The organism is Ruegeria spongiae (assembly GCF_023502395.1).
Classification (GTDB): domain Bacteria; phylum Pseudomonadota; class Alphaproteobacteria; order Rhodobacterales; family Rhodobacteraceae; genus Ruegeria_C; species Ruegeria_C spongiae.
The window spans coordinates 48,206-74,233 of sequence record NZ_JAMFMB010000020.1; the positions used below are offsets into that span (position 1 = coordinate 48,206).

At 62.2% G+C, this 26,028-nt stretch carries 29 protein-coding genes and 1 tRNA gene; 17 read left to right on the forward strand and 13 right to left on the reverse strand.

Annotation, left to right across the window (positions count from 1 at the left end; translation table 11 throughout):
- Positions 1–259: 259 nt before the first annotated feature.
- Positions 260–1,840: a GMC family oxidoreductase gene (locus tag M3P21_RS15565; protein WP_249711289.1), complete on the reverse strand. Its 1,581-nt coding sequence runs from the start codon at positions 1,838–1,840 to the stop codon at positions 260–262.
- Positions 1,841–1,844: 4 nt separating this feature from the next.
- Entirely contained in the window at positions 1,845–2,381 is a 537-nt protein-coding gene (locus M3P21_RS15570) for a gluconate 2-dehydrogenase subunit 3 family protein (protein ID WP_249711291.1), read from the reverse strand.
- A 147-nt stretch (positions 2,382–2,528) separates the two neighbouring features.
- Between M3P21_RS15570 and M3P21_RS15575 the strand changes: the two genes are divergently transcribed.
- Positions 2,529–2,933 (forward strand): hypothetical protein, encoded by a 405-nt coding sequence (locus M3P21_RS15575; RefSeq protein WP_249711293.1) that lies wholly within the window; start codon positions 2,529–2,531, stop codon positions 2,931–2,933.
- 13 nt (positions 2,934–2,946) lie between these two features.
- Here the strand turns inward: M3P21_RS15575 and M3P21_RS15580 are convergent, their stop codons facing one another.
- Positions 2,947–3,351: a rhodanese-like domain-containing protein gene (locus tag M3P21_RS15580; RefSeq protein WP_249711294.1), complete on the reverse strand. Its 405-nt coding sequence runs from the start codon at positions 3,349–3,351 to the stop codon at positions 2,947–2,949.
- 102 nt (positions 3,352–3,453) lie between these two features.
- Between M3P21_RS15580 and M3P21_RS15585 the strand changes: the two genes are divergently transcribed.
- The 5 genes from M3P21_RS15585 to M3P21_RS15605 all read left to right on the forward strand — a co-directional run bounded on the left by M3P21_RS15585 (position 3,454) and on the right by M3P21_RS15605 (position 7,352).
- A complete protein-coding gene (locus M3P21_RS15585; protein ID WP_249711296.1) occupies positions 3,454–4,728 on the forward strand; it encodes an NAD(P)/FAD-dependent oxidoreductase in 1,275 nt (424 codons plus the stop codon).
- A gap of 100 nt (positions 4,729–4,828) precedes the next feature.
- A complete protein-coding gene (locus M3P21_RS15590) occupies positions 4,829–5,572 on the forward strand; it encodes an SDR family NAD(P)-dependent oxidoreductase (RefSeq protein ID WP_249711298.1) in 744 nt (247 codons plus the stop codon).
- A 17-nt stretch (positions 5,573–5,589) separates the two neighbouring features.
- Positions 5,590–5,934: a RidA family protein gene (locus tag M3P21_RS15595; protein WP_249711300.1), complete on the forward strand. Its 345-nt coding sequence runs from the start codon at positions 5,590–5,592 to the stop codon at positions 5,932–5,934.
- A 147-nt stretch (positions 5,935–6,081) separates the two neighbouring features.
- Entirely contained in the window at positions 6,082–7,014 is a 933-nt protein-coding gene (locus M3P21_RS15600; RefSeq protein WP_249711301.1) for a DnaJ C-terminal domain-containing protein, read from the forward strand.
- Entirely contained in the window at positions 7,011–7,352 is a 342-nt protein-coding gene (locus M3P21_RS15605) for a hypothetical protein (protein WP_249711303.1), read from the forward strand. The genes M3P21_RS15600 and M3P21_RS15605 overlap by 4 nt, the downstream gene beginning before the upstream one ends.
- A gap of 3 nt (positions 7,353–7,355) precedes the next feature.
- Here the strand turns inward: M3P21_RS15605 and nqrM are convergent, their stop codons facing one another.
- The 3 genes from nqrM to M3P21_RS15620 all read right to left on the reverse strand — a co-directional run bounded on the left by nqrM (position 7,356) and on the right by M3P21_RS15620 (position 8,885).
- Positions 7,356–7,592, reverse strand: a complete 237-nt coding sequence (nqrM, locus tag M3P21_RS15610; protein ID WP_249711304.1) for a (Na+)-NQR maturation NqrM — start codon at positions 7,590–7,592, stop codon at positions 7,356–7,358.
- A gap of 12 nt (positions 7,593–7,604) precedes the next feature.
- Positions 7,605–8,630 (reverse strand): FAD:protein FMN transferase, encoded by a 1,026-nt coding sequence (locus M3P21_RS15615; RefSeq protein WP_249711305.1) that lies wholly within the window; start codon positions 8,628–8,630, stop codon positions 7,605–7,607.
- 66 nt (positions 8,631–8,696) lie between these two features.
- Positions 8,697–8,885 carry a hypothetical protein gene (locus tag M3P21_RS15620; RefSeq protein ID WP_249711306.1) on the reverse strand — a complete coding sequence of 63 codons (189 nt, stop codon included), beginning with the start codon at positions 8,883–8,885 and terminating at the stop codon, positions 8,697–8,699.
- Between the two features lie 117 nt (positions 8,886–9,002).
- Between M3P21_RS15620 and M3P21_RS15625 the strand changes: the two genes are divergently transcribed.
- Together M3P21_RS15625 and M3P21_RS15630 are read left to right on the forward strand one after the other, a co-directional pair.
- On the forward strand, positions 9,003–9,527 hold the full coding sequence (locus M3P21_RS15625) for a CBS domain-containing protein (protein ID WP_249711307.1): 525 nt from the start codon (positions 9,003–9,005) through the stop codon (positions 9,525–9,527).
- A 94-nt stretch (positions 9,528–9,621) separates the two neighbouring features.
- Positions 9,622–9,697: transfer RNA gene (locus M3P21_RS15630), tRNA-Val, on the forward strand.
- 26 nt (positions 9,698–9,723) lie between these two features.
- Here M3P21_RS15630 and M3P21_RS15635 read toward each other — a convergent pair.
- The 7 genes from M3P21_RS15635 to M3P21_RS15665 form a co-directional block, all read right to left on the reverse strand.
- Positions 9,724–9,945, reverse strand: coding sequence for a hypothetical protein (locus M3P21_RS15635; RefSeq protein ID WP_249711308.1), 222 nt, complete (start codon positions 9,943–9,945; stop codon positions 9,724–9,726).
- A gap of 778 nt (positions 9,946–10,723) precedes the next feature.
- On the reverse strand, positions 10,724–12,136 hold the full coding sequence (locus tag M3P21_RS22680; RefSeq protein WP_249711310.1) for a DUF4384 domain-containing protein: 1,413 nt from the start codon (positions 12,134–12,136) through the stop codon (positions 10,724–10,726).
- Complete coding sequence (locus M3P21_RS15645; protein ID WP_249711311.1) at positions 12,133–12,543, reverse strand: ExbD/TolR family protein; 411 nt, start codon at positions 12,541–12,543, stop codon at positions 12,133–12,135. The genes M3P21_RS22680 and M3P21_RS15645 overlap by 4 nt, the downstream gene beginning before the upstream one ends.
- On the reverse strand, positions 12,540–12,971 hold the full coding sequence (locus tag M3P21_RS15650; protein WP_249711313.1) for an ExbD/TolR family protein: 432 nt from the start codon (positions 12,969–12,971) through the stop codon (positions 12,540–12,542). The genes M3P21_RS15645 and M3P21_RS15650 overlap by 4 nt, the downstream gene beginning before the upstream one ends.
- A gap of 12 nt (positions 12,972–12,983) precedes the next feature.
- Positions 12,984–13,604 (reverse strand): MotA/TolQ/ExbB proton channel family protein, encoded by a 621-nt coding sequence (locus M3P21_RS15655; RefSeq protein ID WP_249711314.1) that lies wholly within the window; start codon positions 13,602–13,604, stop codon positions 12,984–12,986.
- Positions 13,605–13,607: 3 nt separating this feature from the next.
- Positions 13,608–14,033, reverse strand: coding sequence for a hypothetical protein (locus M3P21_RS15660; RefSeq protein WP_249711316.1), 426 nt, complete (start codon positions 14,031–14,033; stop codon positions 13,608–13,610).
- Between the two features lie 27 nt (positions 14,034–14,060).
- A complete protein-coding gene (locus tag M3P21_RS15665) occupies positions 14,061–15,077 on the reverse strand; it encodes a hypothetical protein (RefSeq protein WP_249711318.1) in 1,017 nt (338 codons plus the stop codon).
- A 148-nt stretch (positions 15,078–15,225) separates the two neighbouring features.
- Between M3P21_RS15665 and tssA the strand changes: the two genes are divergently transcribed.
- The 9 genes from tssA (at position 15,226) to tssH (ending at position 26,008) form a co-directional block, all read left to right on the forward strand.
- Positions 15,226–16,260 (forward strand): type VI secretion system protein TssA, encoded by a 1,035-nt coding sequence (tssA, locus tag M3P21_RS15670; protein WP_249711320.1) that lies wholly within the window; start codon positions 15,226–15,228, stop codon positions 16,258–16,260.
- 65 nt (positions 16,261–16,325) lie between these two features.
- On the forward strand, positions 16,326–16,841 hold the full coding sequence (gene tssB / locus M3P21_RS15675) for a type VI secretion system contractile sheath small subunit (protein WP_249711322.1): 516 nt from the start codon (positions 16,326–16,328) through the stop codon (positions 16,839–16,841).
- A gap of 3 nt (positions 16,842–16,844) precedes the next feature.
- Positions 16,845–18,341, forward strand: coding sequence for a type VI secretion system contractile sheath large subunit (gene tssC, locus M3P21_RS15680; RefSeq protein ID WP_249711324.1), 1,497 nt, complete (start codon positions 16,845–16,847; stop codon positions 18,339–18,341).
- A 99-nt stretch (positions 18,342–18,440) separates the two neighbouring features.
- Positions 18,441–18,938: an Hcp family type VI secretion system effector gene (locus M3P21_RS15685; RefSeq protein WP_249711325.1), complete on the forward strand. Its 498-nt coding sequence runs from the start codon at positions 18,441–18,443 to the stop codon at positions 18,936–18,938.
- Positions 18,939–19,026: 88 nt separating this feature from the next.
- Positions 19,027–19,845, forward strand: coding sequence for a type VI secretion system accessory protein TagJ (locus tag M3P21_RS15690; protein WP_249711326.1), 819 nt, complete (start codon positions 19,027–19,029; stop codon positions 19,843–19,845).
- The gene (tssE, locus tag M3P21_RS15695) at positions 19,838–20,332 is read left to right on the forward strand and encodes a type VI secretion system baseplate subunit TssE (protein ID WP_249711327.1); all 495 of its coding nucleotides are present in this window, start codon (positions 19,838–19,840) and stop codon (positions 20,330–20,332) included. Before M3P21_RS15690 ends, tssE begins: the two co-directional genes overlap by 8 nt.
- Before the next feature lie 2 nt (positions 20,333–20,334).
- Entirely contained in the window at positions 20,335–22,212 is a 1,878-nt protein-coding gene (tssF, locus tag M3P21_RS15700) for a type VI secretion system baseplate subunit TssF (protein ID WP_249711329.1), read from the forward strand.
- A complete protein-coding gene (gene tssG / locus M3P21_RS15705; protein ID WP_249711330.1) occupies positions 22,176–23,207 on the forward strand; it encodes a type VI secretion system baseplate subunit TssG in 1,032 nt (343 codons plus the stop codon). Before tssF ends, tssG begins: the two co-directional genes overlap by 37 nt.
- 59 nt (positions 23,208–23,266) lie before the next feature.
- On the forward strand, positions 23,267–26,008 hold the full coding sequence (gene tssH / locus M3P21_RS15710; RefSeq protein ID WP_249711332.1) for a type VI secretion system ATPase TssH: 2,742 nt from the start codon (positions 23,267–23,269) through the stop codon (positions 26,006–26,008).
- The last annotated feature ends 20 nt before the right edge of the window (positions 26,009–26,028 follow it).

A 26,028-nucleotide genomic window follows, 5' to 3' on the forward strand; every position in this document is an offset into this window, starting at 1 on the left:
TAGGCCCAACTTCATCCTCAAACTATTTGGCTCTGCTTTGGGGAGAATGACTGTTGTCTCAGAATTCTTCAATAGTGGTTCCTGCGCTTCAAATCGGTCGCTTGTTCAGCGTCGGTATTAGCTTGCTAGGGCTCTGATCAAGGTTTTGCTGTGCACGCCCAAAGCAGCGGCTTGCAGCGAGATCGTTCGAAACCAATCCAGTTGGCGAAACGGATCAATATAGCAACCGGAGGTTTCAATCTATTTGGTCAGTCCAAGCTCATCTGAGCAACGCGGCACGGTTGTCGCTGATATGTTTGGCGGTGCGGAACACCAGAGCAGCGAGCGTGGCGGTGGGGTTCACGGCGCCGGGGGTTGGGAACAGGCTTGCGCCCGCCAGAAACAGGTTCTCGACATCATGGGTCTGGCCAAAGGAATTGGTCACCGATGTCGCCGGATCGTCGCCCATGATCGTGCCGCCCATCATATGCATCGGCGCGCGTTGTCCGGCCCAGGGTGCGCTGACCCCCGCCGCCTTGAATATCTTCAACCCCTCGGCCCTGGCCAGATCAGAGCGCGCGGCGTTGTCCTTGGGCAGGGTATTGGTGACCTTAGCGGCAGGCAGACCAAAGCGGTCTTTCTGGCTGTCCAGCTCTATCCGGTTTTCCGGGATACTGGTTTCTTCGCAGAGCACGGTCATGTTGCCGTAATGCCGGGCGGCGCGGCGCATATAGTCGTCCAGTGCCGCGCCATAAAGCTCGGGCCGGGCCAGCGCCAGCCCCAGCAGATCGTTGGGTTTTGTGGCCTGCGCCGCCAGCCAGGCGCGGCTGCCAAAGGCGCCTTTGGCGGGCGTCTTGTCGTCATAGCCCTCAAGACACAGCGTATTGGCCCCGGTCACGCCCCGATAGGGCTCGGTCTCGTCGGGGAATAACCCGTGGATCGTGGTCAGCGCGTGCGATGTGAAATGCCGGCCCAGCAGCCCGCTGCCATTGCCCAGCCCGTCCGGGTGCTGGTCATTGGCCGAGAGCAGCAACAGGCGCGCGTTCCAGATCGTGTGGCAGGCCGGGATCACGATCGCGGCGGGCTGCACATGCCGCGCGCCCTGTTCGTCGAGGTATTCGACTCCGGTGGCGCGTTTGCCCGAGGGATCGGTGGTGATCTTGCTGACATAGGCATGATGGCGCAGCTTGGCCCCGGCCTTGAACGCCTTGGGCCATTGCAGCACCAGAGGGTTGGCCAGCGCACCGATCGGGCAACCCGCATCGCACCAGCCGTCCAGAATGCAGCCCGCTCTGCCGTCATAGCTCTGGCTGTTGACTGCCAGCGAGTTCGGCACCAGCGCCAGCCCCACTGCATCGAACCCTTTCTTCAGCGCCTGCGATTGGCGCGAGAGGGGCAGGGGCGGCATCGGATAGGGATCGCTCTGCGGTGACCATTGGTCGGCTTTGGCATCGCCGGAGACACCGAAATAGGTCTGCGCGTGGTCATACCATGGGCGCAGGTCGTCATATGTGATTGGCCAGTCCAGGCTTTTGCCGTGCAGCGTGTTGACCCGGAAATCATCCGGGTGCAGCCGGTACCAGTTGGCATACCAATGCAGCCCCGCCCCGCCCGTACCCCAGCCCATGGCGAAGTTCGCAGCCCCCACCAGATCGCCGGTCTCGATCACCTCAGGGCCCGCCCACCGCAGCCGTCGGGACCAGATTTGCGAGCTGACCATCTCGGACAGTTTGCGCTCTGGCCCCGCCTCCAGCACCAGAACCGAAAACCCCGCTTCGGCCAGTTCCGCGGCCATGGTGCTGCCCGCGATGCCGGAACCGGCGATGACCACGTCGACGGGATCATGGGTGTGATCGGTCATGGGCTCACCATGGTTTGGGCGGGTCGATATGGGCCAGATAGGGAATGTCGAGCTGGGCAAAGCCTGCCTCGGTTCCATAGACCATATCCACCGCGTCGCTGCGGGAAATGAAGTAGAAGAAATTGGGGTCGGGGGTTGTCCAGGCTTCGGTTTTCGACCGGGCCGCCGCCGCCACGATCTCTCCGCTTTGCTGCGGGTCAAGCCGGGCGAACCCCATTGCAAAGCGATGCTGGCTTTCCTGTTCGATTCCGGCGATGCCACCGCGATAGAAGGGCAGCATCGCGCCGCTGTCGAGATAGCGCAGCAGCAGCATGGACTCGCCAAAACGCCCCGAGATGTTCTGGTCGACATAGCGCGCCACCCCGGCCCGCGCCGCGCCGGGGGCCAGCAGATCACACCATTTCGACAGGGTCTCGGCCTCGGGATCGGTGAGTGACATGGGTCTGTCCCCTTCCTGGCTTTGGCCAAGTACCACGCGGGGCACCGTGCCAAGCAGCGCGGCGGTGCGGAGTATATTGGCGATGAAGCGTCTGCGTCTCATCCTGTCAGCGCCCTGTTGCGAGGGTTGTGCAACCAGTCTAAGCGATTTCAGGGTCTTCGGTCCAATCCGGGGTCCCACCACGCATCAAAACTCTTGCCGGATTGCGCATGGTCGCGTCCAATGAGCGGACAACAGGGAGGTCATGGCATGTATGTCCTGGAGATCCTGTGGATCGTGCTGTTTCGCTTTGCGCCGCTGCCGCGGATCTGGGCGGTTTGTCTGATTGCGATCAATCTGGGCGCGCTGTTTTTTCTCGACACCACTTATGGCCTCGTTGCCTTGCTGGCCGCGCTGACGGGGATCGCGGTGATGATGGTGATCTATAGCAGGCTGGGCTTCGTGAGACTGCTGGGCATCGGGCATGTGTTCTGGATACCGATGCTGATCTGGTTCGCTGCGTCACTGCCCGACCGGCAGACCGACCCGGCGCTCTATTGGTGGGTGGTCGTGCTGATTGGCTTCAACACGGTGTCGCTGGTGATCGACGCGGCGGATGTGGTGCGCTATCTGCGCGGCGAACGGGCGCCGCATTATCGCTGGCGCGCGACATAGCGGGGCTGAACTCTCAGTCCGGCTCGGCCGGGAATGCGACTGGGCCGCCCTGCTTCTCCCAGGTCGAGAACCCCTCTCGCAGGTGGGCAGCTTCGAACCCCATATCCTGCAGCGTTGCCACTGTGAGGGCCGAGCGCCAGCCCGAGGCGCAGTGGAACACATACTTTTTGCCGGGCTGGGCGAAGACATCCTTGTGATAGGGGCTGTCGGGATCGACCCAGAACTCGATCATCCCGCGCGGGGCGTGGACGCTGCCGGGGATGAACCCGCTGCGCTGGCGTTCGCGCGGGTCGCGAATATCGACAATGACCACATCCGGGGTGTCGACCATCGCGATCAGGTCTGGTGTCTCGACCTCCTCGATACGGGCGCGGGCCTCGGCCACCATCTGGGCGGAAGAACGTTTCAATTGGGTCATGATGGCTCCGTGTCTCGATTAGCTGAACAGCGATATCGTAAATTGACACTGGCAACGGTGGCCTGCAACGTGAATCCGGGTGCCGGATGGAGCGTGACCTGCATGAGTGTCGATTCACCGATCTCGATTTGGGAGGCTTCTGCGCAGGAGCCGGAGACGGATCAGCTTTTCGCCGGCGATGCCGCCGTGGATGTGGCGATTGTCGGGGCCGGGTATACCGGGCTCTCGACCGCGCTGCACGCGGCCGAGGCGGGCCTGTCGGCGCAGGTGATTGAGGCGCAGCAGATCGGCTATGGCGGGTCAGGGCGCAATGTCGGGCTGGTCAATGCGGGGCTGTGGCTGCCGCCGCGCCAGGTGGCCGAGTCGCTTGGACCGGGTCACGGGCCGGGTTTCGTGGAGTTGTTCAACCGGGGCCCGTCCTATGTCTTTTCACTGATCGAAAAGCACCAGATCCGTTGCGAGGTTACCCAGACCGGCACCATCCACGCCGCCCATGCGCCGAGCGGGCTGCGGGACCTGCAGGCACGCCACGCGGATTGGCAGCGTCTGGGCGAACCTGTTGAGCTGCTGTCGCGCGCCGAAATGTCCGGGCTGACAGGGACGGATGTGTTTCATGGCGGGCTGTTGGACCGGCGCGCGGGCACAATCAACCCGATGGGTTATTGTCGGGGGTTGGCACGGGCTGCGGTTGCGGCGGGTGCGCGGATCGGAACCGGCGCGCGCGCGACTGCATTGCGCCGGGATGGTGCGCACTGGATCGTCGAAACCGAAAAGGGTGTTGTGCGGGCGCGGTACGTGGTGCTGGGCACCAATGCCTATACCGACGCGTTGTGGCCCGACCTGAAGCGGGTGTTCACCAGGATCAACTATTTCCAGCTGTCAACTGCGCCGCTGGGACCCGAGGCGGCGCATATCCTGCCGGGCAGACAGGGTTTGTGGGATACCGGGCGGATCATGTCCAGTCTGCGCCGTGACGCCGGGGGTCGGCTGCAGATTGGCAGCATGGGCAGGGTGATCGGTCGCGCCGACAAGGGCCTGTCGCACCGCTGGGCGCGCAAGCGCCTCGCGCGGCTGTTCCCGGCGCTGGCCGAGGTCATGTTCGAAGAGGCCTGGCAGGGCCAGATCGCCATGACCCCCGATCACCTGCCGCGCATTCATGAACTGGCCGAGAACCTTTACACGCCGATCGGATATAACGGGCGGGGCATCACCACCGGAACGCTCTTTGGCCGGGCGCTGGCCGATCTGATCTCCGGCAAACCGGGCAAGAAACTGCCGCTGCCGGTCACCGCGCCGAACCCGGTGAAGGGTGGTCAGGTTCTTTCGCGGGTATATGACGCGGCCTTCACCGCAAACCAGTTGATCAGGAGCGTCTGACACGACATGAGCACATAAGAGACACGTTCCCCGCTGCGGTGGAGGATATCTCTCAGGAACAGGCCGGTGCGGCCATCGAAGACAAGGATTGAGATTGACGATGACAGACAAACCCATTGCGCTCGTGACCGGTGCCGCCCAGGGCATAGGCTATGCCTGCGCCGAGGCGCTGACCGAGGATGGCTATTTTGTGATTCTGGCCGACATTCAGGACAGCGTTCATGCCGCTGCCCGGACGCTGGGCGGCGCGGGCATGATCTGCGACATGGGCGACGCGGCAGCGATTGCGGCCATGTTCGACCAGATCGAGGTCAACCATGGCCCGGTGGCCGCCCTGGTCAATAATGCGGGCATCGCTGCGCCGGGTGATTTCCTGAACTATGATCTCGACAGTTTCGAGCGCGTGATCGATATCAACCTGCGCGGCGTCTTTCTGGCCACGCAGCGGGCGGCGAACACCATGGTCGACAAGGGAATCGAAGGCGCCATTGTCAACATGTCCTCGATCAACGCGCAGGTTGCGATCCCGGCAATCCCGGCCTATTGCGCCTCGAAGGGTGGAGTGATGCAATTGACCAAAGTGGCGGCGCTGGCGCTGGCGCAGCATAATATCCGGGTGAACGCGGTCGGCCCCGGGTCGATCGACACCGAGATGATGGCGGGCGTGAACGCCAATCCCGACGCGATGAAGACGGTGTTGTCGCGCACACCGCTGAAACGGGCAGGGACCGCCCGCGAAATCGCCGATGTCGTCGCGTTCCTGTGCTCGAAAAAGGCCAGCTATGTGACGGGTGAGTCCATCTATGTGGATGGCGGGCGGCTTGGCCTCAACTATACCTGCTGACAGCGAGGGGTTCTTACATGATCGACCGCAAACATATCTCTGCCCGCATGAGCAAGATCGTCACCCATAACAGCGTTGTCTATCTATGTGGTCAGGTCGGCGCGGGCGAGACGGTGGCCGAACAGACACGCGATTGCCTGTCCCGGATCGACGCGCTGCTGGAGGAGGCGGGCTCGGGCCGTGAACATATCCTGCAAGCCATTGTCTGGCTGCGTGACATGGCCGATTTCGCCGAGATGAACGCGGTCTGGGATGCCTGGGTACCTGCAGGGCACGCCCCCGCGCGCGCGTGTGGCGAGGCGCGGTTGGCCCGTGACGTTCTGAAGGTTGAGATCATCGTCACTGCCGCGCTCAAGCCCTGATAACATCGGCGAGCTGTGCTTGCAGAACGCGGCGCAGCATAGCCGCGTGGGAGGGCAGTTCCGATTTGACCGGTTGGAATCGCGTGATAAAACTTGGCTAAGGGCGGTCCGGTGACCCGCTGACGGCCATGACAAAGCGAGGCGAGGATGAGCGACGATCCCTATTCAGCGCTGGGTGTCTCAAAAGACGCCTCTGACGGCGAAATCAAGAAAGCCTATCGGCGCATCGCCAAGGAATGCCATCCGGATCTGAAACCCGGTGATGCCGAGGCGGAGGAGAGGTTCAAATCCGCCGCTGCCGCTTATGACCTGCTCAAGGATGCCGAGACACGGGCGCGGTTTGACCGGGGCGAGATCGATGCCTCGGGGCAGGAAAAGCCGCAGCAGCACTATTACCGCGACTATGCCGAGGCGGCGGGCAACCCCTATCGCTCGGGTTCCAATTTCGGCGATCAGTCGGATATGTCCGACATATTCTCGGAGTTCATGCGCGGGCGCGGGCAGGGCGGGTTCGGGCAGCGCGAGCCATACGAGTTTCACGCGCCGGGTCGCAATCGCCAGTATACCCTGCAGATATCGTTTCTGGATGCGGTCTATGGCGCCAGTCAAAAGCTGACCCTGCCCGATGGCGACCGGGTCGAGGTGAAGATCCCCGCCGGGATCACCGATGGCCAAACCATCCGGTTGCGCGGCAAGGGCGATCCGGGGATGGGCGAGGGCGCGCCGGGTGACGCCTTGGTCAGTGTCAGCGTCGCGCCCCATCCTTTGTTTCAGCGCGAGGGGGATGACATCCGCATCAGCTTGCCGATCTCGCTGGATGAGGCGATCCTGGGCGGCAAGGTTCCCGCGCCCACGATAGACGGCAAGGTGAATGTTTCGGTTCCACCCGGCACCAGCAGTGGCCGCACGCTGCGATTGCGGGGCAAGGGGGTCAGGAAGCGCGGCAGCTCGGATCGCGGCGATCAACTGATCGAACTGACCGTGGTGATGCCAAAAGAGATCGACAAGGATCTGAAACAGTTCATGGAGACGTGGCGCGACGCCCACAGCTATGATCCACGCGCGGGGATGCCGTCATGAGCCGCATTTATACCGAAACCCAGCTTGTGGCGAGGATTACACGGCTCACGCCCGACCGTCTGACCGAATACCTCGCGGCCGAGATCGTGATCCCGACCCAGTCCGATCAGGGGCTGATCTATCAGAGCCTTGATGTGGCGCGGCTGGAACTGGCCTGCGAGTTGCACGACCAATACGAGATGGAGGCGGATGCGCTGTCGATGATGATCTCGCTCATCGACCAGATGCACGGGTTGCGGGCCGAGTTGCGCGAGGTTCTGGGCGCGGTCGAGGCGCAGCCCGACCCGGTGCGCCAAACCTTGATCGAAGCGATCGGTATGGCGCGGTTCAAGCGCTAGGGATCAGCCCGCGCGCTCCATCTCTTCGATCATTTTGCGGGCGCGTTTGCATTGCAGCTTGTCGCGCAGGGGGCTGTCGGGATCGACATCCTTCTGGCAGACAACGCATTTGTCAGCGCCCGAGATCGCGTTCAGCCCGCCGCAGCTGCCCTTGATCGTCTTGCCCATCAGGATCACGCCCAGCGACATTCCGACCATGACCAGCGCCAACAGCGCAAAGGCGAGGATGAAAGTGCTCATGATCTGTCTCCGTCACTGGCCGGCGAGAATCGCAGCGAAGGCGCTACTTTGCTGCACAATATAGGGCTCAACGCCGTCCTGTGCAGCCTGGCTGATGAAGAAGGCGGCAAGATTGTTCTCGTCGGCGAGTTTCAGGCCGTCTTCGGCCCCCAGGACCAACAGCGCGGTGGCCCAGGCATCGGCCATCATCGCATCATTCGCCACCACGGTGACCGACGTGGTCCGGTGGGTGATCGGATGCCCGGTGGTGGGGTCGATGATATGGGAATAGCGCACGCCGTCCTGCTCGAAGAAATTGCGGTAATCGCCCGAAGTGGCCAGGCCGCGATCACTGACCGGGACGATCAATTCAACCGTCTGTACGTTGGCGTCAGGCCGCTCGATGCCGATGCGCCAGGTCTCGCCTTTGTCATTCTCGCCGCGTGTGACCAGATCGCCGCCGATCTCGACCATGTAATTCTCGACCCCGAACCCGGCCAATGCCGCCGCCACCGCATCGACACCGTAGCCTTTGGCAATGGCACCCAGATTGATACCCACGGCGGCGTCGGATTTGCTGAGCGTGCCGGCGTCTTCGTCCAGAGCCAGCAACCGGTCCTGACCCACATGCGCGAGCGCTGCGGCAATGGCGTCATCGCCGGGCACCGGGTCTTCGGGTTTGCGGGGGCCAAAGCCCCAAAGCTCGATCAGCGGTCCGAGCGTGACATCGAACCGCCCCATGCTTTGTGTGTGCACCTCGTTCGCCGCCGCCATCACGCTGGCCAATTCGGGCGAGACCGCAACGGCTTGGGTGTCGGCAGAGGCGGAAAAGACCGAAACCTCGGAGTTGGGGTCCCAGTTCGACATCTTGGCATTGATCGAGGCGAGGCTGTCGGTAACCGCCGCCGCCATCGCATCCCCATCCAGATCGGTGCCCACGGCCGTGATGTTATAGGTGGTGCCCATGGTTTCGCCCGACAGGCGCAGAACCTCGGGGTCCTCATCGAACAGGCAGCCGGCCAGAGCGGCAGGCAGGAGCAGAGGAAACCATCGCAGCATGGGGAAACTCCGGTCGGATATCATGGGCGGCATATGCCAGCGGGGTCTTGCGGAGTCAAACCATGCTCAGACCTTGAGTGGCAGAAACCCCAGTGCCAGCAGGCCAAGCGCTGCCGGAATGCCAAACAGCCATGCGCGTCGCTGCCAACCGGGCGTCTGGTCTTTCCAGGCCAGCCGGAACCGGTGGCCGCAAACCACTACGGCAAAGACGATCAGCGCCCCGGTAACCGGTGTGAGATACAGTTCTTCGCCCATTTTTCCGCTCCGATGCCGCTGTTTGCCGTGCCGCGTCCAAATTCCCTCTTCCGGGATCGTCAACCCGCGCTAAAGTGACAGGTGAACAGAGTCGCATCCGCAGAAGGAATTCAGCCTATGGCCCCAAGCTCTTACCAAGCGCCCAGCCGTGGCGACAAGACCGATAAGAAGACCCACAGCCAATCGGTGGAGTCGAACCTGTCGCATTCGCTGACCACTGTGTCCAGGCTGCTGGAGGGCAAGGGTGATGCGGTGTTTTCCCTGCGCCCCAACGATACGATCAGCCATGCGGTCCAGATCCTGAAGGACAAGCATATCGGCGCGCTGGTCGTCACCGACCAGAACGGCAAGCTGCAGGGCATCCTGTCGGAACGCGACATCGTGCGCCGCATGGCGGAGACGCCGGGCCAGACCTTGCCGCAGGAGGTCGCGGCGCTGATGACAAGCGACGTGATGACCTGCGCGCCCGATGATGCGCTGATGGACGTACTCAAACGCATGACCGAGGGGCGCTTCCGTCACATGCCGGTGATCGTGGATGACAATCTCTGTGGCATGATCACCATTGGCGATGTGGTGAATTTCCGGCTCAAGGAGCTGGAATACGAGGCGCTGCGGATGAAGCAGATGATCGTCGGCTGAACCTCTGGTCCCGAGCAGGCGTGATGTTTGTTCGCGAAATTGCGCGCAAAGCCTCTTGCACATGGGCCAGACCTTGGCTACATCCGCCCGCAGCGGGTGATTAGCTCAGTTGGTAGAGCGCTTCGTTTACACCGAAGATGTCGGGAGTTCGAGTCTCTCATCACCCACCATCCTTTCCGACTTACAGATCAAGCACTTACGCGCGGTGCACGACAGATCGCGTCAAGCGTGTTGTGTCGTCCGCTGCAGTCACGCTGTGAATTTCCTCTTCGGTCATCAGTTCCTGATATGCGGCGGCGATGGTCTGGCGCATATTCGAAATGAGTTCTGCGTCAATATCACCAATAAACTCATCCATGAATCGATCAAGGTCAATGATTTGCCCGCCAAGCTTTTCAAAGGCTGGATGCAATTTCACCAACACATCTCGTGAAAGTCCGTCCAGTTTTTCTTCGGCTTTGGTCGAAATAAGATGTTGCTCTGCGATATATGATGCATCGGTCGCCGTAGCCGATACTCTCCGGATTCAGAAGTGCCTCGGATGCTGACTGTTTGAATTGTCCATGAGGCATGCTAACAGGCCATTCGCGACATGAATGCACGCCATTCTCCAAAGAAGTTTAGAGAAGCAGGGCCATTCGCATTTGCACAGTGCTGCACTGCGCGAGCGTCTTGTATTGACGGCGTCAGATCAGCTCTGTTGCGCGACCGAACAGGAATTCCCATTGCGCGCCGTCGCTCAAGGATACGGTTCCGGCGCCGGATGTCTGATCTGCGCTTCTGGACATTGATGCGGTGCCGGTTTGGCCGTCATCGCATATAAGCGTAACCTGCAGGGTCTTGGACTGGTCTAAAGGATCGTATTCCCCATCGCACCGTGTGGAACCGTCTGAAACCTCAAGCTGCCCGTCTTGAGCAACCGCACGGATTTGAGGTGTCGCACCCTGTCCGTCTTGCGGCGAAGGGGGCGGTGCTGCGCAGCCGGCAACTGTGCAAATCAAAGCGGCCAGGGAAGCGAAACGAGCCACGGCAATCTCCATGCGGTTCAATAATGTGACCCTAACATTGCCGCCGAGCAGGGCAAGGGGCCCTTGGAGCGCAATCCAGGAAAAGTGGGATCCGGAGTTCAGAATGAATTGCGCGCCAAATCAAGCGAATAGGGCATCGCCAGTGAATCAGATCAAGTGAGCGATGCTCTATTGCGCAGCGGTCGAGACAAAGAAATAGACCCATTCGCCCTTGAACTCCGGGTTCTTCGCGCGGGCTTCGGCCACCCGCGCTTTCATCCAATCCAGATAGGGTCCTGCCGGTTCCACCAGTGGGCGCGTGTCGTCATAAAGCGGCTGCGAGGCGGCGAAGGCCACGGCAATCTCCTGACCGTAAGGGGGGCCGATGGTGATGTAGAGACCGGAATCTCCGGGGCGTTCGGCGCCCACGCGCAGGGCGGATTTCGCAGTGGCCAGCGTGAGCGGCACGCTGTCATTGGGTGACAGGTGGATGACCTGCCCCTTGGCGTCGAAATAGTCGACATAGAGATAGGCGTCATAATCCGGTGCGGTCAGATCGAGGATCAGTTGCTGGCCCTGCATGTAGCGGAATTCGCGCGCATGGGTGTCCTCGCCCACCAGCAGCGGGTTGGTGATCTGGTCGGTGGATTGCGGCAGTCCGACGCCTGCGATCCCGGTCAGCGCGCCGCATTGCGGGCGCGGCAGGATCAGCAGCGTGTCGGCCACGGCGATATCCGCGCCCATCTGCGCCCGCAGCGCTTGCAAGACGGGCGCGCGCATCCCGTCTTCGGGCACATGGCCCACCAGTTGCAACGTATTGGTCGCGGGCTCGAACTGCACCTGCATCCTGGCGCAGGGGATTTGCGCCAGGATGCCCGCGATCCCGTCGCGCAACTCTGCCGCCGAGTCGCCCGCTGCCTCGGGGGCCATGAAGCTCTGGAAGGCGGCCAGCGAGACCGGGTCGACTGGTCCCTCCCCCGACCCGCTGAACGCGAGCGCCGCCTTGGCGCGGGTCACTGTGGGTTCGGCCTGGGACAGAGCGACTGGCGTAGCCTCGGTGGCGGGCAGTGCGGTGGTGGGGGGCGTCGTTTGTGCGAGTGGTTGCGCGTCTGCTGGTCGGTTGGCCAGCGGCAGCGCCGTGATCGCGGCGGCAGTGATGGCCTTGGTCTGATCGGCAGGCCTTGATGCCGCAATCTGCGCTGCCGGGACAGGGGTGGCCGACAGCGCTTGCGGCGCGGCAAAAGCGGGTTGAACCGTTTGCCCCTTGGTTGCGTCGGCGCTCAGAGCGAGAGAGTTTGCCTTCGTGATGCGGGTGGGTTCCGGCGTAGGTATGACGGGCTTGGCGCGCGCGCGCGGGATTGCGCCCTGGCCCAGCCGTGCGCCGCTGGCGTCTTCGGCCGCAGCGGCCTCGCTTTCCGGTGTTGCGGACCGCGCCTCGCTGCGCTCGACCCGGTAGGCCGACAGCTGCATCCGGCTTTCCGGCACTGGTTGATCCGGCATGGTATCGGGGTCAAGCGACCAGAGCAGAATGAATCCCGCCGCAAGATGCGCCAGCAGCGAGATCGCGATGCCAGCCAGCCATATGAGCGGATTGCGCGTCACGGCCCCCCCTTGGGTGGCGTCACCACCAGCACCACTTCGCGCGCACCCATGGCCTCGAACCGTGCGATCAGGGGCAGCACCCGGCGCAGTTCGGTGTTGCGATGGGCGTTGATGCGGATCAGAATGTCGGGCTGTTTCTCCAGTCGCTCCGCGACGGCCGCTTCAGCTGCTGACATCTCAACGATGACCCCGTCCAAGGCCAGTGCCCCCTCGGCGCTGAGCGAGAGCGTCACGCCGCCCGCAGGCATGTCGCTGCCGGTGGTGCCGGTGGGCGGGGTCACGTCAAAAGGTGCTGTGGCGTCCATCCGGCCAATCAGCATGAAGAAGACGAGCAGGAAAAACACCACGTCGATCAGGGCAATGATCGTCTCGGGCGGGGTGCGCGGGGCGGGGCGGGCGATCCTCATTCCGCCGCCTCCAGCCGGACGACGCGCATTTCTCGAACGCCCGATTGGGTGACCAGATCCATCAGCGAGACCAGCGCCTGCATCCGGGCCGACCCGGTGGGCAGGATGATGACCTGCAGTCCGGGCGTGTCACTCAGCCTGGCGTGCAGCAGCTCTGCCAGGGCAGCGTTCTCAAAGGCCTGACCGCGCAGCACGGGCTGACCATCCGCGCCAAGCCGGATCAGCAGCACCTCTGCCGGGGTATTTGAGGCCGCCTGCGTTGGCGCAGGCGTATCCCGCTGCGCCAAAGCCGGGATCATGTCGAGGTTCAGATAAGTCGAGGTGACCATGAAAAAGACCAGCAGGATCAGCATCACGTCGATCATCGGCACCAGCGAGATCAGCGCGCGGGGCGGTTTCGGCCGTCGAAGGCTCAGATCACCCGACATGGCGTGGTCTCCTCAACCCGGGGCGCGTTCCTCTATGACCATCAGGCGACCGACGGCATTTTCGATAGCCTGCGCGCCTCGCTCGGCCCGGCCCGACAGAAGCGACGCCCCGACAGCGGCGGGAATGGCGACCAGCAACCCGGCTGCGGTGGTCAACAGGGCCTGCCAGATACCGCCTGCCAGCACCGAGGCATTGGCCGAACCCTCGGCCAGCTCCAGCTCCTGAAAGGACTGGATCATGCCGGTCACGGTGCCCAGCAGCCCCAGCAGAGGCGCAATCATGGCGATCAGCTCCAGCATCCGGATCATCGTGTTCATGGCGGCAAATTCCTCATTGCCGCGCCGGGTCAGTTCAGCCATCAGCGCCGGTCCCTTGAACCCGTCGATCAGCGATTGCATCGCGTAGGCGCAGACCCGGTCGGCGGGCGCGCGGCCCGAAGCGACCTGCGTCTGCGCTTGCGTCTTGTTCCCCTTGGCCCAATCCGCCAACGCCTGATCCCGTGCCGCCCGGCCCGACGTGACAGGCAACAGGCGCAGGATCTTGACCGCGATCACGGCCAGCGAGAACAGCGACATCACCGCCAGCAGTGCGATGATCGGCCCGCCGGTGCCGAGATTGTCCAGACCGGGCACCGCTTATTGCGCCAATGTGGCGCTGGTCTTGCTGTCCAGCGCAAGGATCGGAAAACAGTCGATCGGTTCGGCATTCTGTGGTTTGCAGACCGGCAGGTCATGCAGCAGAATCTCCGAGATATTGTCGCAGCTGATCTTTGGGATTTCGAACAGTTTCAACACCGTGCGGCTGACCGGAAGGGGGGCGGCGTCAATGCTCAGCAGCCGGTCGATCACGCCGTTGCCATCGAGAATGGCAAGCGACATCTCGAACCCTTCGAAACTGTTGTCCGTTTGGTTCTGGAACAGAAAAAACGCGCGGCAGCCGCCGCCTTCGGTTGGCTCAAACTTGTTGAGTTGCACCGTCAGCTTGCCCGTGTCAGCCTGCGCCATCCCGGCGCACAACGCAGTGGCCGCCCATAGCGCAGACCGCAGCCAGTTCTTGATCATGTCTCCCTCCCTCCGGCGGTCCGGGGTCTAGGCCCCGATCACCTTGTTAACCTTGCGCAGCGATCCCAGAACCGTTGCACGGATATTGGTATCGGCAAAACCGCTCTGATCCACCGCTTTGAAGAAGGCGGTGTTCATCAGCCCGACATGGCTGCCGATCTGGCGTTGCGCCGCTTTTGTCAGCTTTTGCCGCTCGGCCGCAGAGCCCGCCTTTTCGATCTGCGCCAGCAGCGTTTCCAGCCGCGTATCCAACTGCCGGATCGGCTGCACCAGCTTGGCGATCTCGCGCTGCGCGTGGCTGAGCCCCTCGGAGTCGCCGGTTGCCTTCGCCACCCCTGCGACCAGCGCGCGGACGTCGCCTGCCGCCGATTTGCGCGCCTGTGCCCAGTCGCGACGCGCGCTGGCCAGATCGGGCGCCGCTTGTTCCGGCGCGGGTTGCTCGGCGGGTGTGGCCCGCGTGTCACGAATGCGCCCGGCAAGCTCGGAGAGCGACTCCGTGGCTGCCTCCAGCTCGTTGCGCTTGATCTGTGCCGCGATCTGCTTGGCTGCCGCCGCCGCAAGGCGCTGCGCGACGGGGCCTGCGCGCGCGGCCGTCATCAGGGCGTCTTTCAACTGCGTGGAGAGTGCCCTCTGCGCCGCCTTGTCGACCTCCGGTTTCGGTTCGCGTGCGGCGCTCGCTTCCTGCGTGGCGGGGCTGTCCTCTTCCGGCTCAGATGCAGGCGCGATGCCGTCGACCAGCTGCACCTCGGTGGAAACGCCGTTATCCTTCAGGTATTTCCGGATGCTCTTGGCAAGGTTGGGCAGCGCGCTTTCGCACTCCAGTTGGATCGTTTTGGCATCCGCACGCATGCGGCCAAAGGCGGTTTTCGGCGATGAACCGATCTTTTTTGCGTCCTTGGCCAAGCCCGCAGCGGGCTGCCGTTTGTCCAGCAGCAGCACGTCGTCATTCTTGCTGCCGGGGCAGAATGCAAAGCTGATGCTCTGCTTTCTGGCAAGATTCACCATCTGGCGCAGTGCCGCGCCGTCGATCGCCTGTGTTGCCATGGCAAGGGGCCCCGCCGAAATTATCAGTTTGACTTTGACCAGACTATAAGGCTGACTGTTCGTCAAGACAGGAGGTCAGGGGCCAATTCGGATGCAACCCGAAGGGGCAACTGTTGCCGCGAAGAATAAAGAATCCAGCGGAGCTAAAATGGATCTGGCTGCCTATCTCGAACCACGGGATACAAATCCGCCAAGCGGCGACAATCTTGAATACGACCCGGCCTTCACAGACCTGGAACTGGCCGCGCAGCCTGGCGAAGAGCAGCAGATGGGCGACGAGGTCAAGGAAGCGCAGGAACAGGACTGGGGCGATGTGCGCGACAAGGCGCTGGCCGTCATGGAGCAAAGCCATGACATCCGGGCTGGCGTGTTTCTGGCTGAGGCTGTGCTGAACACCAAGGGTCTGCCAGAGTTTGCCGATGTCACCAAATACCTGCGCGCGCTGCTCGAGGATTATTGGGACACCTGCCACCCCGAACTGGATGAGGATGACGGCGACGCCACCATGCGGATCAACGCGGTGGCGGGGATCGCCGGATCGGACCGCGTGTTGCGCGCCCTGCGTCGGACCGCGCTGACCGACAGCCGCATGTTCGGGCGCATCACGCTGCGCCATATCGAAGTGGCCGAAGGCACCGCCAACATGCCGTCAGATCTGGATGACGTGCCGGATGCGGCCTCGGTCTCTGCGGCGTTTCAGGACACTGATGACGACGTGCTTGAGGCCAGCCTTGCAGCAGTCAACGCAGCCCTTGAGGATGTGGACGCCATTGATGGTGTGTTCGTGGAAAACACGCCGGGCGAAGGGCCGACGCTTGATCCGCTCAAGGATACGCTCAAAAAATTGCAGCGCGCGCTGGCCAAACATTCTGGTGCCGAGGTTCCGGCAGATGAACCCGAGGGCGCGGATGATGCGCCTGCGGGGGGCGGTGGCGCGGCCCCCAAACCGTCCGGTGGCGGCGGGGCGATCAACTCGCCAACGGATGTCACCATGATGCTGGACCGCATCATGGACTATTATGCGCGCACCGAACCTTCCAGCCCGGTGCCGATCCTGCTGGATCGCGCCAAGCGGCTGGTCAGCGCCGATTTCCTGACCATCATCGAGGACATGGCCAAAGAGGGTCTGTCCGAAGTGCGCCGCATCGGCGGCATCAAAGGCAGTGACGACTACGATTATTGACCGGCCGGGCCGTGCCCGCTCCGGACAGTGGAACAGAACGGATGAAGAATTGAGGAGGCTCAGACATGGCCGGTAGTTCACAGAAATTCATAGCCAGAAACAGGGCGCCCAGGGTTCAGATCGAATATGATGTGGAACTTTATGGCGCCGAGAAGAAAGTTCAGCTGCCCTTCGTGATGGGCGTGATGAGCGATCTTGCCGGTAAGTCCGAGGTGGAACAGCCCGCCGTGGCCGACCGCAAATTCCTTGAGATCGACGTCGACAATTTCGACGACCGGATGAAGTCGATGGCCCCGCGCGCCGCCTTCACCGTGCCCAACACCCTGACCGGTGAGGGCAATATGGCCGTCGATATCACCTTTGAATCGATGGCTGATTTCAGCCCGGCGGCGATTGCTGCCAAGGTCGAGCCGCTCAAGGAACTGCTGGATGCCCGCACCCAGCTTTCCAACCTGATGACCTATATGGATGGCAAGACCGGGGCCGAGGACCTGATTTCCAAGATCATGCAGGACCCGAGCCTGCTCAAGACACTGGCCGCGCAGCCCAAGCCGGGCGATGACGCCGCCGAGGAGGAGTAAGATATGGCCGACGAAGAAGCCCAGGTCGAAGCCGCCGAAGGCGCAACCGCGTTTGGATCGTCCGAATTCGAAGCGCTGCTGACCAAGGAATTTCGCCCGAAATCCGATCAGGCCAAAACCGCCGTTGAAAGCGCGGTCAAGACATTGGCCGAGCAGGCGCTGGCCAACACCGCACTGATCTCGGATGACGCGCTGCGCTCGATCGAAAGCATCATCGCCGAGATCGACCAGAAGCTGACCGAGCAGGTCAATCTGATCCTGCACCACGAAGAATTCCAGCAAATGGAAAGCGCGTGGCGGGGTCTGCATTATCTCGTCAACAACACCGAAACCGACGAGATGCTAAAAATCCGGGTTCTGAACTGTTCCAAAAAGGACATGCACAAGACCCTGCGCAAGTTCAAAGGCACCGCCTGGGACCAGTCACCGATCTTCAAGAAGCTCTACGAAGAGGAATTCGGCCAGATGGGCGGCGAGCCCTATGGCACCCTGATCGCCGATTACCATTTCGACCACAGCCCGCAGGATATCGAACTGCTCGGCGAGATGTCCAAGATCGCTGCAGCGGCCCATGCGCCGCTGATCACCGGTGCCAAGCCCACCCTGTTCCAGATGGACAGCTGGTCGGAACTGGCCAATCCACGCGACCTGACCAAGATCTTCCAGACCCCGGAATATGCCGCCTGGCGGTCGCTGCGCGACAGCGAAGATGCCAAATATGTCGGGCTTGCGATGCCGCGCTTCCTGGGCCGTCTGCCCTATGGCGCCAAGACCGAGCCGGTCGAGGAGTTCGCATTCGAAGAAGAAACCGACGGCGCCGACAGCAGCAAATATGGTTGGGTGAACGCGGCCTACGGCATGGCGGTCAACATCAATCGCTCTTTCAAGGAATACGGCTGGTGCTCGCGTATTCGCGGTGTGGAATCGGGCGGTGCGCTGGAAAATCTGCCCGCACATACCTTCCCGACCGACGATGGCGGCGTGGACATGAAGTGCCCCACCGAGATCGCAATCTCGGACCGGCGCGAGGCGGAACTGGCCAAAAACGGCATGATGCCCCTGATCCACCGCAAGAACACCGACACGGCGGCCTTTATCGGGGCGCAGTCGCTGCACAAACCGGCGGAATATGACGACCCGGACGCCACCGCAAACGCCAATCTGGCGGCGCGGTTGCCCTATCTCTTCGCGACCTGCCGATTCGCGCATTACCTCAAATGCATGGTGCGTGACAAAGTCGGCTCCTTCAAAAGTCGCGACGACATGCAGTCCTGGCTGCAGGACTGGATTAACCAGTATGTCGACTTCAACGCCGATATTTCGGCCGAGTCCGAGAAGGCGCGCAAACCGCTCGCATCGGCCGAGGTCGTAGTCGAGGATGTGGAAGGAAATCCGGGGTATTATACCTCGAAATTCTTCCTGCGTCCGCATTATCAGCTTGAAGGGCTTTCGGTCTCGCTGCGACTTGTTTCGAAGCTTCCGTCAGAAAAGGGCGCTTAGTGAAAAAGTTCGCAGATTGGTGATTCTTTCTGAGTTATCCCTGTGTCATCGAAACGAACAACGCGGCATTGATACCTCCGCACCTCGAAGGAGACGAGAATGGAAAACGTATATATCAAAATCGACCAGATCCCCGGTGAAGCACGCGAAAAGCAGCATAAGGACTGGATTGCGGTCAAATCGATCGAATGGAATGTCGAACGTACGCTGGACATGACCGACCTGGGCACGACCCAGCGTGGCTATGCCAACACTAATTTCGGCAAGATTTCGGTCACCACGGAACTCAGCAAAGCCTCGGCCAAACTGATGACCTATGTGGCTTCGGGCAAGGCGTCCAAGGAACTGATCATCCACATGTGCCGGGCTGGCGACACCGAGAAGAAGGGTATGGAGCCCTATCTGATCTGGACCCTGCGCCACGCGATTATCGACAGCTATTCGGTGTCGGGCGGCGAAGAGCAGATCCCCGAGGAAAGCTGGACCATCGCCTATCGCGGCATCGAGATCAAATACAAGATCGCCGATTTCGAAAGCGGCGCGCTCAGCGACTGCAACTCGTTCCTGTGGAATCTGGAGACCGGCGACGTCAGTTGATCCCCACAAGACGACGGGCCCCGGCGGTGCCAACCGCCCGGGTCTTTTTTCGATTCTGCATCCCAGGATTTGAGCGGGCGAGGACTGTATGACGCCGGAAGAACATTTGAAATCGGGCGACCTGACCGCCGCTCTGACCAGCCTGCAGGACAAGATTCGGGCCAATCCCGCAGACCCCGCGCTGCGGATTTTCCTGTTTCAGCTTCTGTGCGTGCTGGGCGACTGGAAACGCGCCATCACGCAGCTGAAACTCAGCGCGGAAATGGATGAGCTGGCCACGATGATGGCCAAGACCTATCGCGAAGCGATCATCTGCGAGGTTTACCGCGAAAAGGTCTTTGCCGGTGAAAAGACACCGCTGATCTTCGGCGAGCCCGAGGAATGGTTGGCCCATCTGATCGAGGCGCAGAAACTTTTTGCCGGCGGACATGCCGCTGAAGCCGCCGAGCTGCGCGCCAGGGCGTTCGACGCCGCCCCGGCCACCTCCGGAACGGTCAACGGCGAGGCGTTCGAATGGATTGCCGACGCTGACATGCGTCTGGGTCCGGTTCTGGAAGTCATTGTAAACGGGCGATATTTCTGGCTGCCTTTCTCGCAGATCATTAAATTGACCTGTGAGGAACCCAGCGATCTGCGCGACGCGGTCTGGACCGCGGGCACGCTGACCGTCGCCAGCGGCGGCGAGGTCGCGGCGCTGATCCCGACCCGCTATCCGGACACCATCGCGCAAGGCGACGATGCCGCGAAACTGGCGCGCGCCACGGAATGGGTCGATGGCGGGGCTGAAACCTTTGTTGGGGTTGGCCAGCGGCTGCTGGCGACCGATCAGTCGGATGTCGCCCTGCTGGATTTGCGCGAACTTGTGCTGGATGTCAGCCCAGCCGAAGAACAGGTCTCAGATGGCTGAACGGACACTGGCAGAGCGGCTTCAGCCGTCGCTGCTCGACCGGCTGACCGATGATGCGCCAGAAACGCAGAAAGAAGGACGCGACGCGCGGGTCATCGACGTGTCCCGCCTGCGCGAGATCATTCAGCGCGACCTGTCCATGTTGCTGAACACCACCGATCATTCCGACCTGATTGACCCGAAGGCCTATCCGCATGCGGCCAAATCGGTGTTGAATTATGGCATCCGTGAAACTTCGGGAGCGTTTTCTACGATGGAGCGCGCGCGGCTGATCCAGCGCTCGATCGCGGATGCGGTGGCGGTGTTCGAGCCGCGCATCGTCGACGGCTCGGTCATGGTCGAGCTGCGCTCCGAGGAACGCTCGGGCGAGATGCAGATCGAGTTTGATATTCGCGCGGTGATGTGGGCCCAGCCGATGCCGCTGGAACTGTATCTGCGCAGCCGCGTCGATGTGACCACCGGCGAAGTCGCCATCGAGCGGAGCTGACGATGGATACACGGCTTCTCAAACATTACGAAACCGAACTGGCCTTCCTGCGCGAGATGGGCGCCGAGTTTGCGCAGGCCTATCCCAAGATCGCCGCCCGTCTGGGCATGGAGGGGATCGAGGTCATCGACCCCTATGTCGAGCGATTGCTGGAAGGCAGCGCCTTTCTGGCCGCGCGGGTGCAGCTGGAACTGGACATGCAGTTCCCGGCCTTCACCTCGAACCTGCTGGAAATCGTCTATCCGCATTACCTTGCGCCCACACCGTCGATGATGATTGCCGAGCTTCTGCCGGATCCGGGCAATTCCGCGCTGGCCGAAGGTTTTACGATCCCGCGCGGATCGACGCTGCAGTCCCGCCTCATGGAAGGCGAGCAGACCCCTTGCGAATTCCGCACCGGCGCGGATGTGACCATGTGGCCGATCGAAATCAGCGAAGCGGAATATATCGACGGGCGCGGCGAACTGGTTGCCGCCGGGCTGGCCCGTGATATCGACGCCCGCGCCGGTATCCGTCTGCGTCTGAAACGCTCGGATGGCGGGTCGTTGGCCGAATTGCCACTGGACCGGCTGGTGCTGCATCTGGACCCGCAAAGCGGCGCGGCCTGGAGCCTGCATGAATTGCTCTGCACTCAGTGCCAGGGCTTGACCGGTCGATCCACCGACCGGCGCGCCGACTGGACACTGGCGCTGCCCGGAAGCGGAACCGAGGCGCGGGGCTTTGAGCGTGATGAGGCGCTGCTGCCGACGCCACCGCAGAGCTTCGACGGCTACCGCCTGCTGCAGGAATATTTCGCGATGCCGCAGCGGTTCCTGTTTGTCGAACTCATCGGCCTGAACCCTGCGCTCAAACGTGCCGAGGGTGATGAGGTCGATATCTACGTGCTGCTGCGCGAGGGCGCAAAGGATGTGGCCCCTGCGGTCACGCCCACGGCTTTCACGCTGAACGCGGTGCCCGCGATCAACCTGTTCCACCGCCGCTGCGACCGGGTGCATGTCACCACCAAAGACACCGAGCACCATATCGTGCCCAGCCGGACCGCCGGGCTGGACTACGAGATCTTCTCGATTGAGAAGGTGCGCGGCATCCGTAGTGACGAAGAAGGCGATATCGAGTTCCGCCCGTTCTATTCCGACACTGATCTGACCTCGGCCGGGGACCACCACCAGGCCTATTATACGATCGGGCGCCGGATGCGGCAGCGCAACGAAAAGGAACGTCTGCGCGGTGTGCGCACTTCTTATCTGGGGTCCGAGTTGTTTCTGACTCTGGTGGACCGGGCGCAGGCGCCATACCCGTCCTCGCTCAACCAGTTGGCGGTTGAGGCGCTCTGTTCCAACCGCGATCTGCCGATGCTGCTGTCAACCGGCGGCGATAACGTGTTCTTTCTGGCTGAAAGCGGCCCGGTCAAGTCGATCCGTACCCCGGTCACGCCGACCCGCCCACATTCCAAGCTGGCGCAGGGCGACGCGGCGTGGAAACTGATCAGCCATCTCAGCCTGAACTACCTGTCCATCGACGGTGACGGGCATAATGGCGGCTCGGCGGCGCTGCGCGAATTGCTGGGCATTTATGCCCCGCTGGGCGACCGGGTGACCGAGAAACAGCTCGAAGGCATCACTGCTGTGTCCAGCCGCCCGATCGTGCGCCGGATGAGCGACGAGGTGCTCAGCACTGCGGTGCGCGGGCTGGAGATCACCATCGCCTTTGACGAGAGCTTTTTTGAGGGCACCAGCGTCTATGTTCTGGGCGCGGTGCTTGAGCGGTTCTTTCGCAAATACACAAATATAAACAGTTTCACCGAAACGGTGCTGACAACCGACAGACGAGGAGAAATTGCCAGATGGAGACCGGCGACCGGCCTCGGCCGGATCATCTGAGCCTGCTGGCAGAGCTTGCGAAACACCCTGAGAAACATCATGTTTTTCAGGCGCTTCGCGTGTTGGAGGCGCATTACCACGATGCGCCGCGGCTGGGCGAGTCGCGCCGTCCGCGCGAGGATAAAGTGCGCCTGACCCAGGATGTCAGCCTTGCCTTTCCGCCCTCGACCATCACCAGCTTTACGCCTGCGACGGGTGCGAAACCGGCACGGATCAGCAATCACTGGTTCGGCTTCTTCGGCCCGCACGGCCCGCTGCCGCTGCATCTGAGCGAGTTTGCCCGCGACCGGCTGCGCAACCACCGCGACCCGACCTTCGTGGCGTTTGCCGACATGCTCACCCATCGGCTGATGGGTCTGCTCTATCGCGCCTGGGCGGCATCCCGACCTGCCCCCAGCTTTGACCGGGGCGATGACCCGTTCGAACAGCGCGTCGCGGCGCTGGCGGGATTCAAGGGCAAGGGCCATGCCGAACGCGATGCGATGCCCGACAGGACGCGCCGGTTTTTTGCCGGGCATCTGTCCTCGGGGCCCAAAACCGCCGAAGGTCTGGTGGCGATGCTGTCTCAGTTCTTCCACGTCCCGGTCGCTCTGCAGGACTTTGTCGGATCGTGGTTGGAACTGGAACCGGATGACACTTGGCAATTGGGCGGTATGGTGGGGTTGGGACAGTCCACCAGCATCGGCAACCGGGTCTGGTCACGCTCGGCCAAGTTCCGCATCCGCATCGGGCCGCTCTCGCTGGAGGATTACGAACGCCTGCTGCCGGGCGGGGTTTCGCAGGAGCGGCTGGAAAGCATCGTGCGAACCCATGTGGGCGACGCGCTGGATTGGGAGGTCAACCTGGTGCTGGCGGGCGACGAGGTGCCGCGCGCCTCGCTGGGCGGTACGACACGGCTGGGGCACACAAGCTGGGTGCGCAGCCGTGATGAGGATAACACGGGCAGGCCGGATGCCGAGGATCTGATCCTCTACCCGGCCTATTCCGCCGCTTGAGACACAAGATTTGAGACACGGTTTGCAAGAAAAGCCGACAGGGACGAAAGGAAATCAAAATGACTGAGATCAGCCGCGTGGCGCTGTTCGGCAAGCTGAACAAACTGGGATATCAGGCCATCGAGGGGGCGACCGTCTTCTGCAAGATGCGGGGCAACCCCTACGTGGAAATTCAGCACTGGCTGCACCAGATTCTGAACGGGCAGGACAGCGACATTCACCGTATCATCCAGCATTACGATCTGGACCCGGGCAAGATCGCCACGGAACTGACCCGCTCGCTGGACATGCTGCCGCGCGGGGCCTCGACCATCTCGGACCTGTCCGATCATCTGATGGATTCCATGGAACGCGGCTGGGTCTGGGGATCGCTGCTTTATTCCGACAGCAAGGTGCGCTCCGGCTACCTGATTTTGGGTATGCTCAAGACACCCGCCTTGCGCAATATCCTGCAGACCATGTCGCCCGAGCTAGGCTCGATCGGTGCGGATGATCTGGCCGACAATTTCAACGCGGCCACCGATGGCTCGCCCGAGGACAGTCTGGGCGCGCAGGACGGATCGACGGTCGGCGGCGGGGCTGAACCCGGCGAGGCCAGCGGCTCGATGGCGCCCGGCGCGATGGGCAAGGGCGAGGCATTGGAGCAGTTCTGCACCGATCTCACCGAACAGGCCCGCAATGGCGAGATCGACCCGATCGTGGGTCGGGACGAGGAAATCCGTCAGATCGTCGACGTGCTGATGCGCCGCCGCCAGAACAACCCGATCCTGACCGGCGAGGCGGGCGTTGGCAAAACCGCGGTGGTCGAAGGCTTTGCGCTGCGCATCGCGCGCGGCGATGTGCCGCCTGCGCTCAAGGATGTGCGGCTTTTGGTGCTGGATGTGGGCCTGTTGCAGGCCGGTGCGTCCATGAAGGGCGAGTTCGAAAACCGCCTGCGGCAAGTGATTGACGAGGTGCAGGCCAGCCCGACCCCCATCGTCATGTTTGTCGATGAAACTCATACACTTGTGGGGGCAGGAGGGGCGGCGGGCACCGGCGATGCTGCTAACTTGCTGAAACCGGCGCTGGCGCGCGGTACACTGCGCACAATCGGCGCGACCACTTGGGCCGAATACAAGAAATACATCGAAAAAGACCCCGCCCTGACCCGCCGTTTTCAGGTGGTGCAGGTCGATGAGCCCGACATCCCCAAAGCCGTGCTGATGATGCGTGGCATCGCCTCGATGCTGGAAGGGCACCACCGGGTGCAGGTGCTGGACGAAGGGATCGAGGCGGCAGTGACTCTTTCGGCGCGCTATATCCCGGCACGGCAATTGCCCGACAAATCGGTGAGCCTGCTGGACACCGCCTGCGCCCGCGTTGCGGTCAGCCAGCATGCGGTCCCGGCCGAGGTCGATGACAGCCGCCGCCGGATCGAAGCACTGACCACCGAGCTTGAGATCATCGGCCGGGACGAGACCGCAGGCTATGACGTCGGTGACCGACGCGAGGCGGTGACCGCAGCAAAAGAGGTCGAAGAGGAACGCCTTACCGGTCTGACTGAACGATGGGACGCGGAAAAGGCAGTTGTGGAATCCATCCTCGACCTGCGCGCCAAGCTGCGCGAAGGCGGGCGGGAGGTCGAAGGCACCGGCACCCCCGAGGGCGTTGCAGCCACCGAAGAAGCCGCAGAATCCGAGGCGCTGCCCGATACCGAGGCCGCGCCAATGGACCGCGAGGCGCTGATGGCTGAACTCAAGGCCAAGAATGCCGAGCTGGAAGAGGTGCAGGGAGATAGCCCGCTGATCTTGCCCATTGTCGATCATCAGGCAGTGGCATCGGTCGTGGGCGACTGGACCGGCATTCCGGTGGGCCGCATGGTCAAGGACGAGATCGAGACGATCCTGACCCTCGAAGAGCATCTGTCAAAACGTGTGATCGGCCAGGATCACGCGATGAAGATGATCGCCAAACGCATCCAGACCAGCCGCGCGGGGTTGGATAATCCCTCCAAACCCATCGGGGTGTTCATGCTGGCCGGGACATCCGGCGTCGGTAAGACCGAAACCGCGCTGGCGCTGGCCGAGGTGCTTTATGGTGGGGAACAGAACGTCATCACCATCAACATGTCCGAATATCAGGAGGCGCATACCGTCAGCTCACTGAAAGGGGCCCCTCCGGGTTATGTCGGATATGGCGAGGGCGGCGTGCTGACCGAAGCGGTGCGGCGCAAACCCTATTCGGTCGTGCTGCTGGATGAGGTCGAAAAGGCGCACCCCGATGTGCATGAAATCTTCTTTCAGGTCTTCGACAAGGGCGTCATGGAGGATGGCGAAGGCCGCGTGATCGACTTCAAGAACACGTTGATCCTGCTGACCTCGAATGTCGGCACCGAGATGATCATGGACATGTGCGCCGACCCCGACCTGATGCCCGATCCCGAGGGGCTGGCCAAATCTTTGCGCGATCCGATGCTCAAGGTCTTCCCGCCCGCGCTGCTGGGTCGTCTGGTGACGATCCCGTATTACCCGCTCAGCCCGCATATGATCGCCGAGATCACCAAGCTGCAACTGGGCCGAATCCAGAAACGGGTGCAGGAAGCCCATGGCGTGCCCTTCGAATATTCCGATGCGGTGGTCGAGGAGATCGTCAACCGCTGTCAGGAACTCGACAGCGGTGGACGGATGATCGACGCCATCGTCACCAACACGATGCTGCCCGATATTTCGGCCGAATTCCTCAAGCGAATGATGGAAGGGGATGATATATCTAAGGTTGTGATCGACGTTACAGACGGGGAGTTCACCTACGGGTTTGACTAGAGCACCGCACGTCGCGCGTG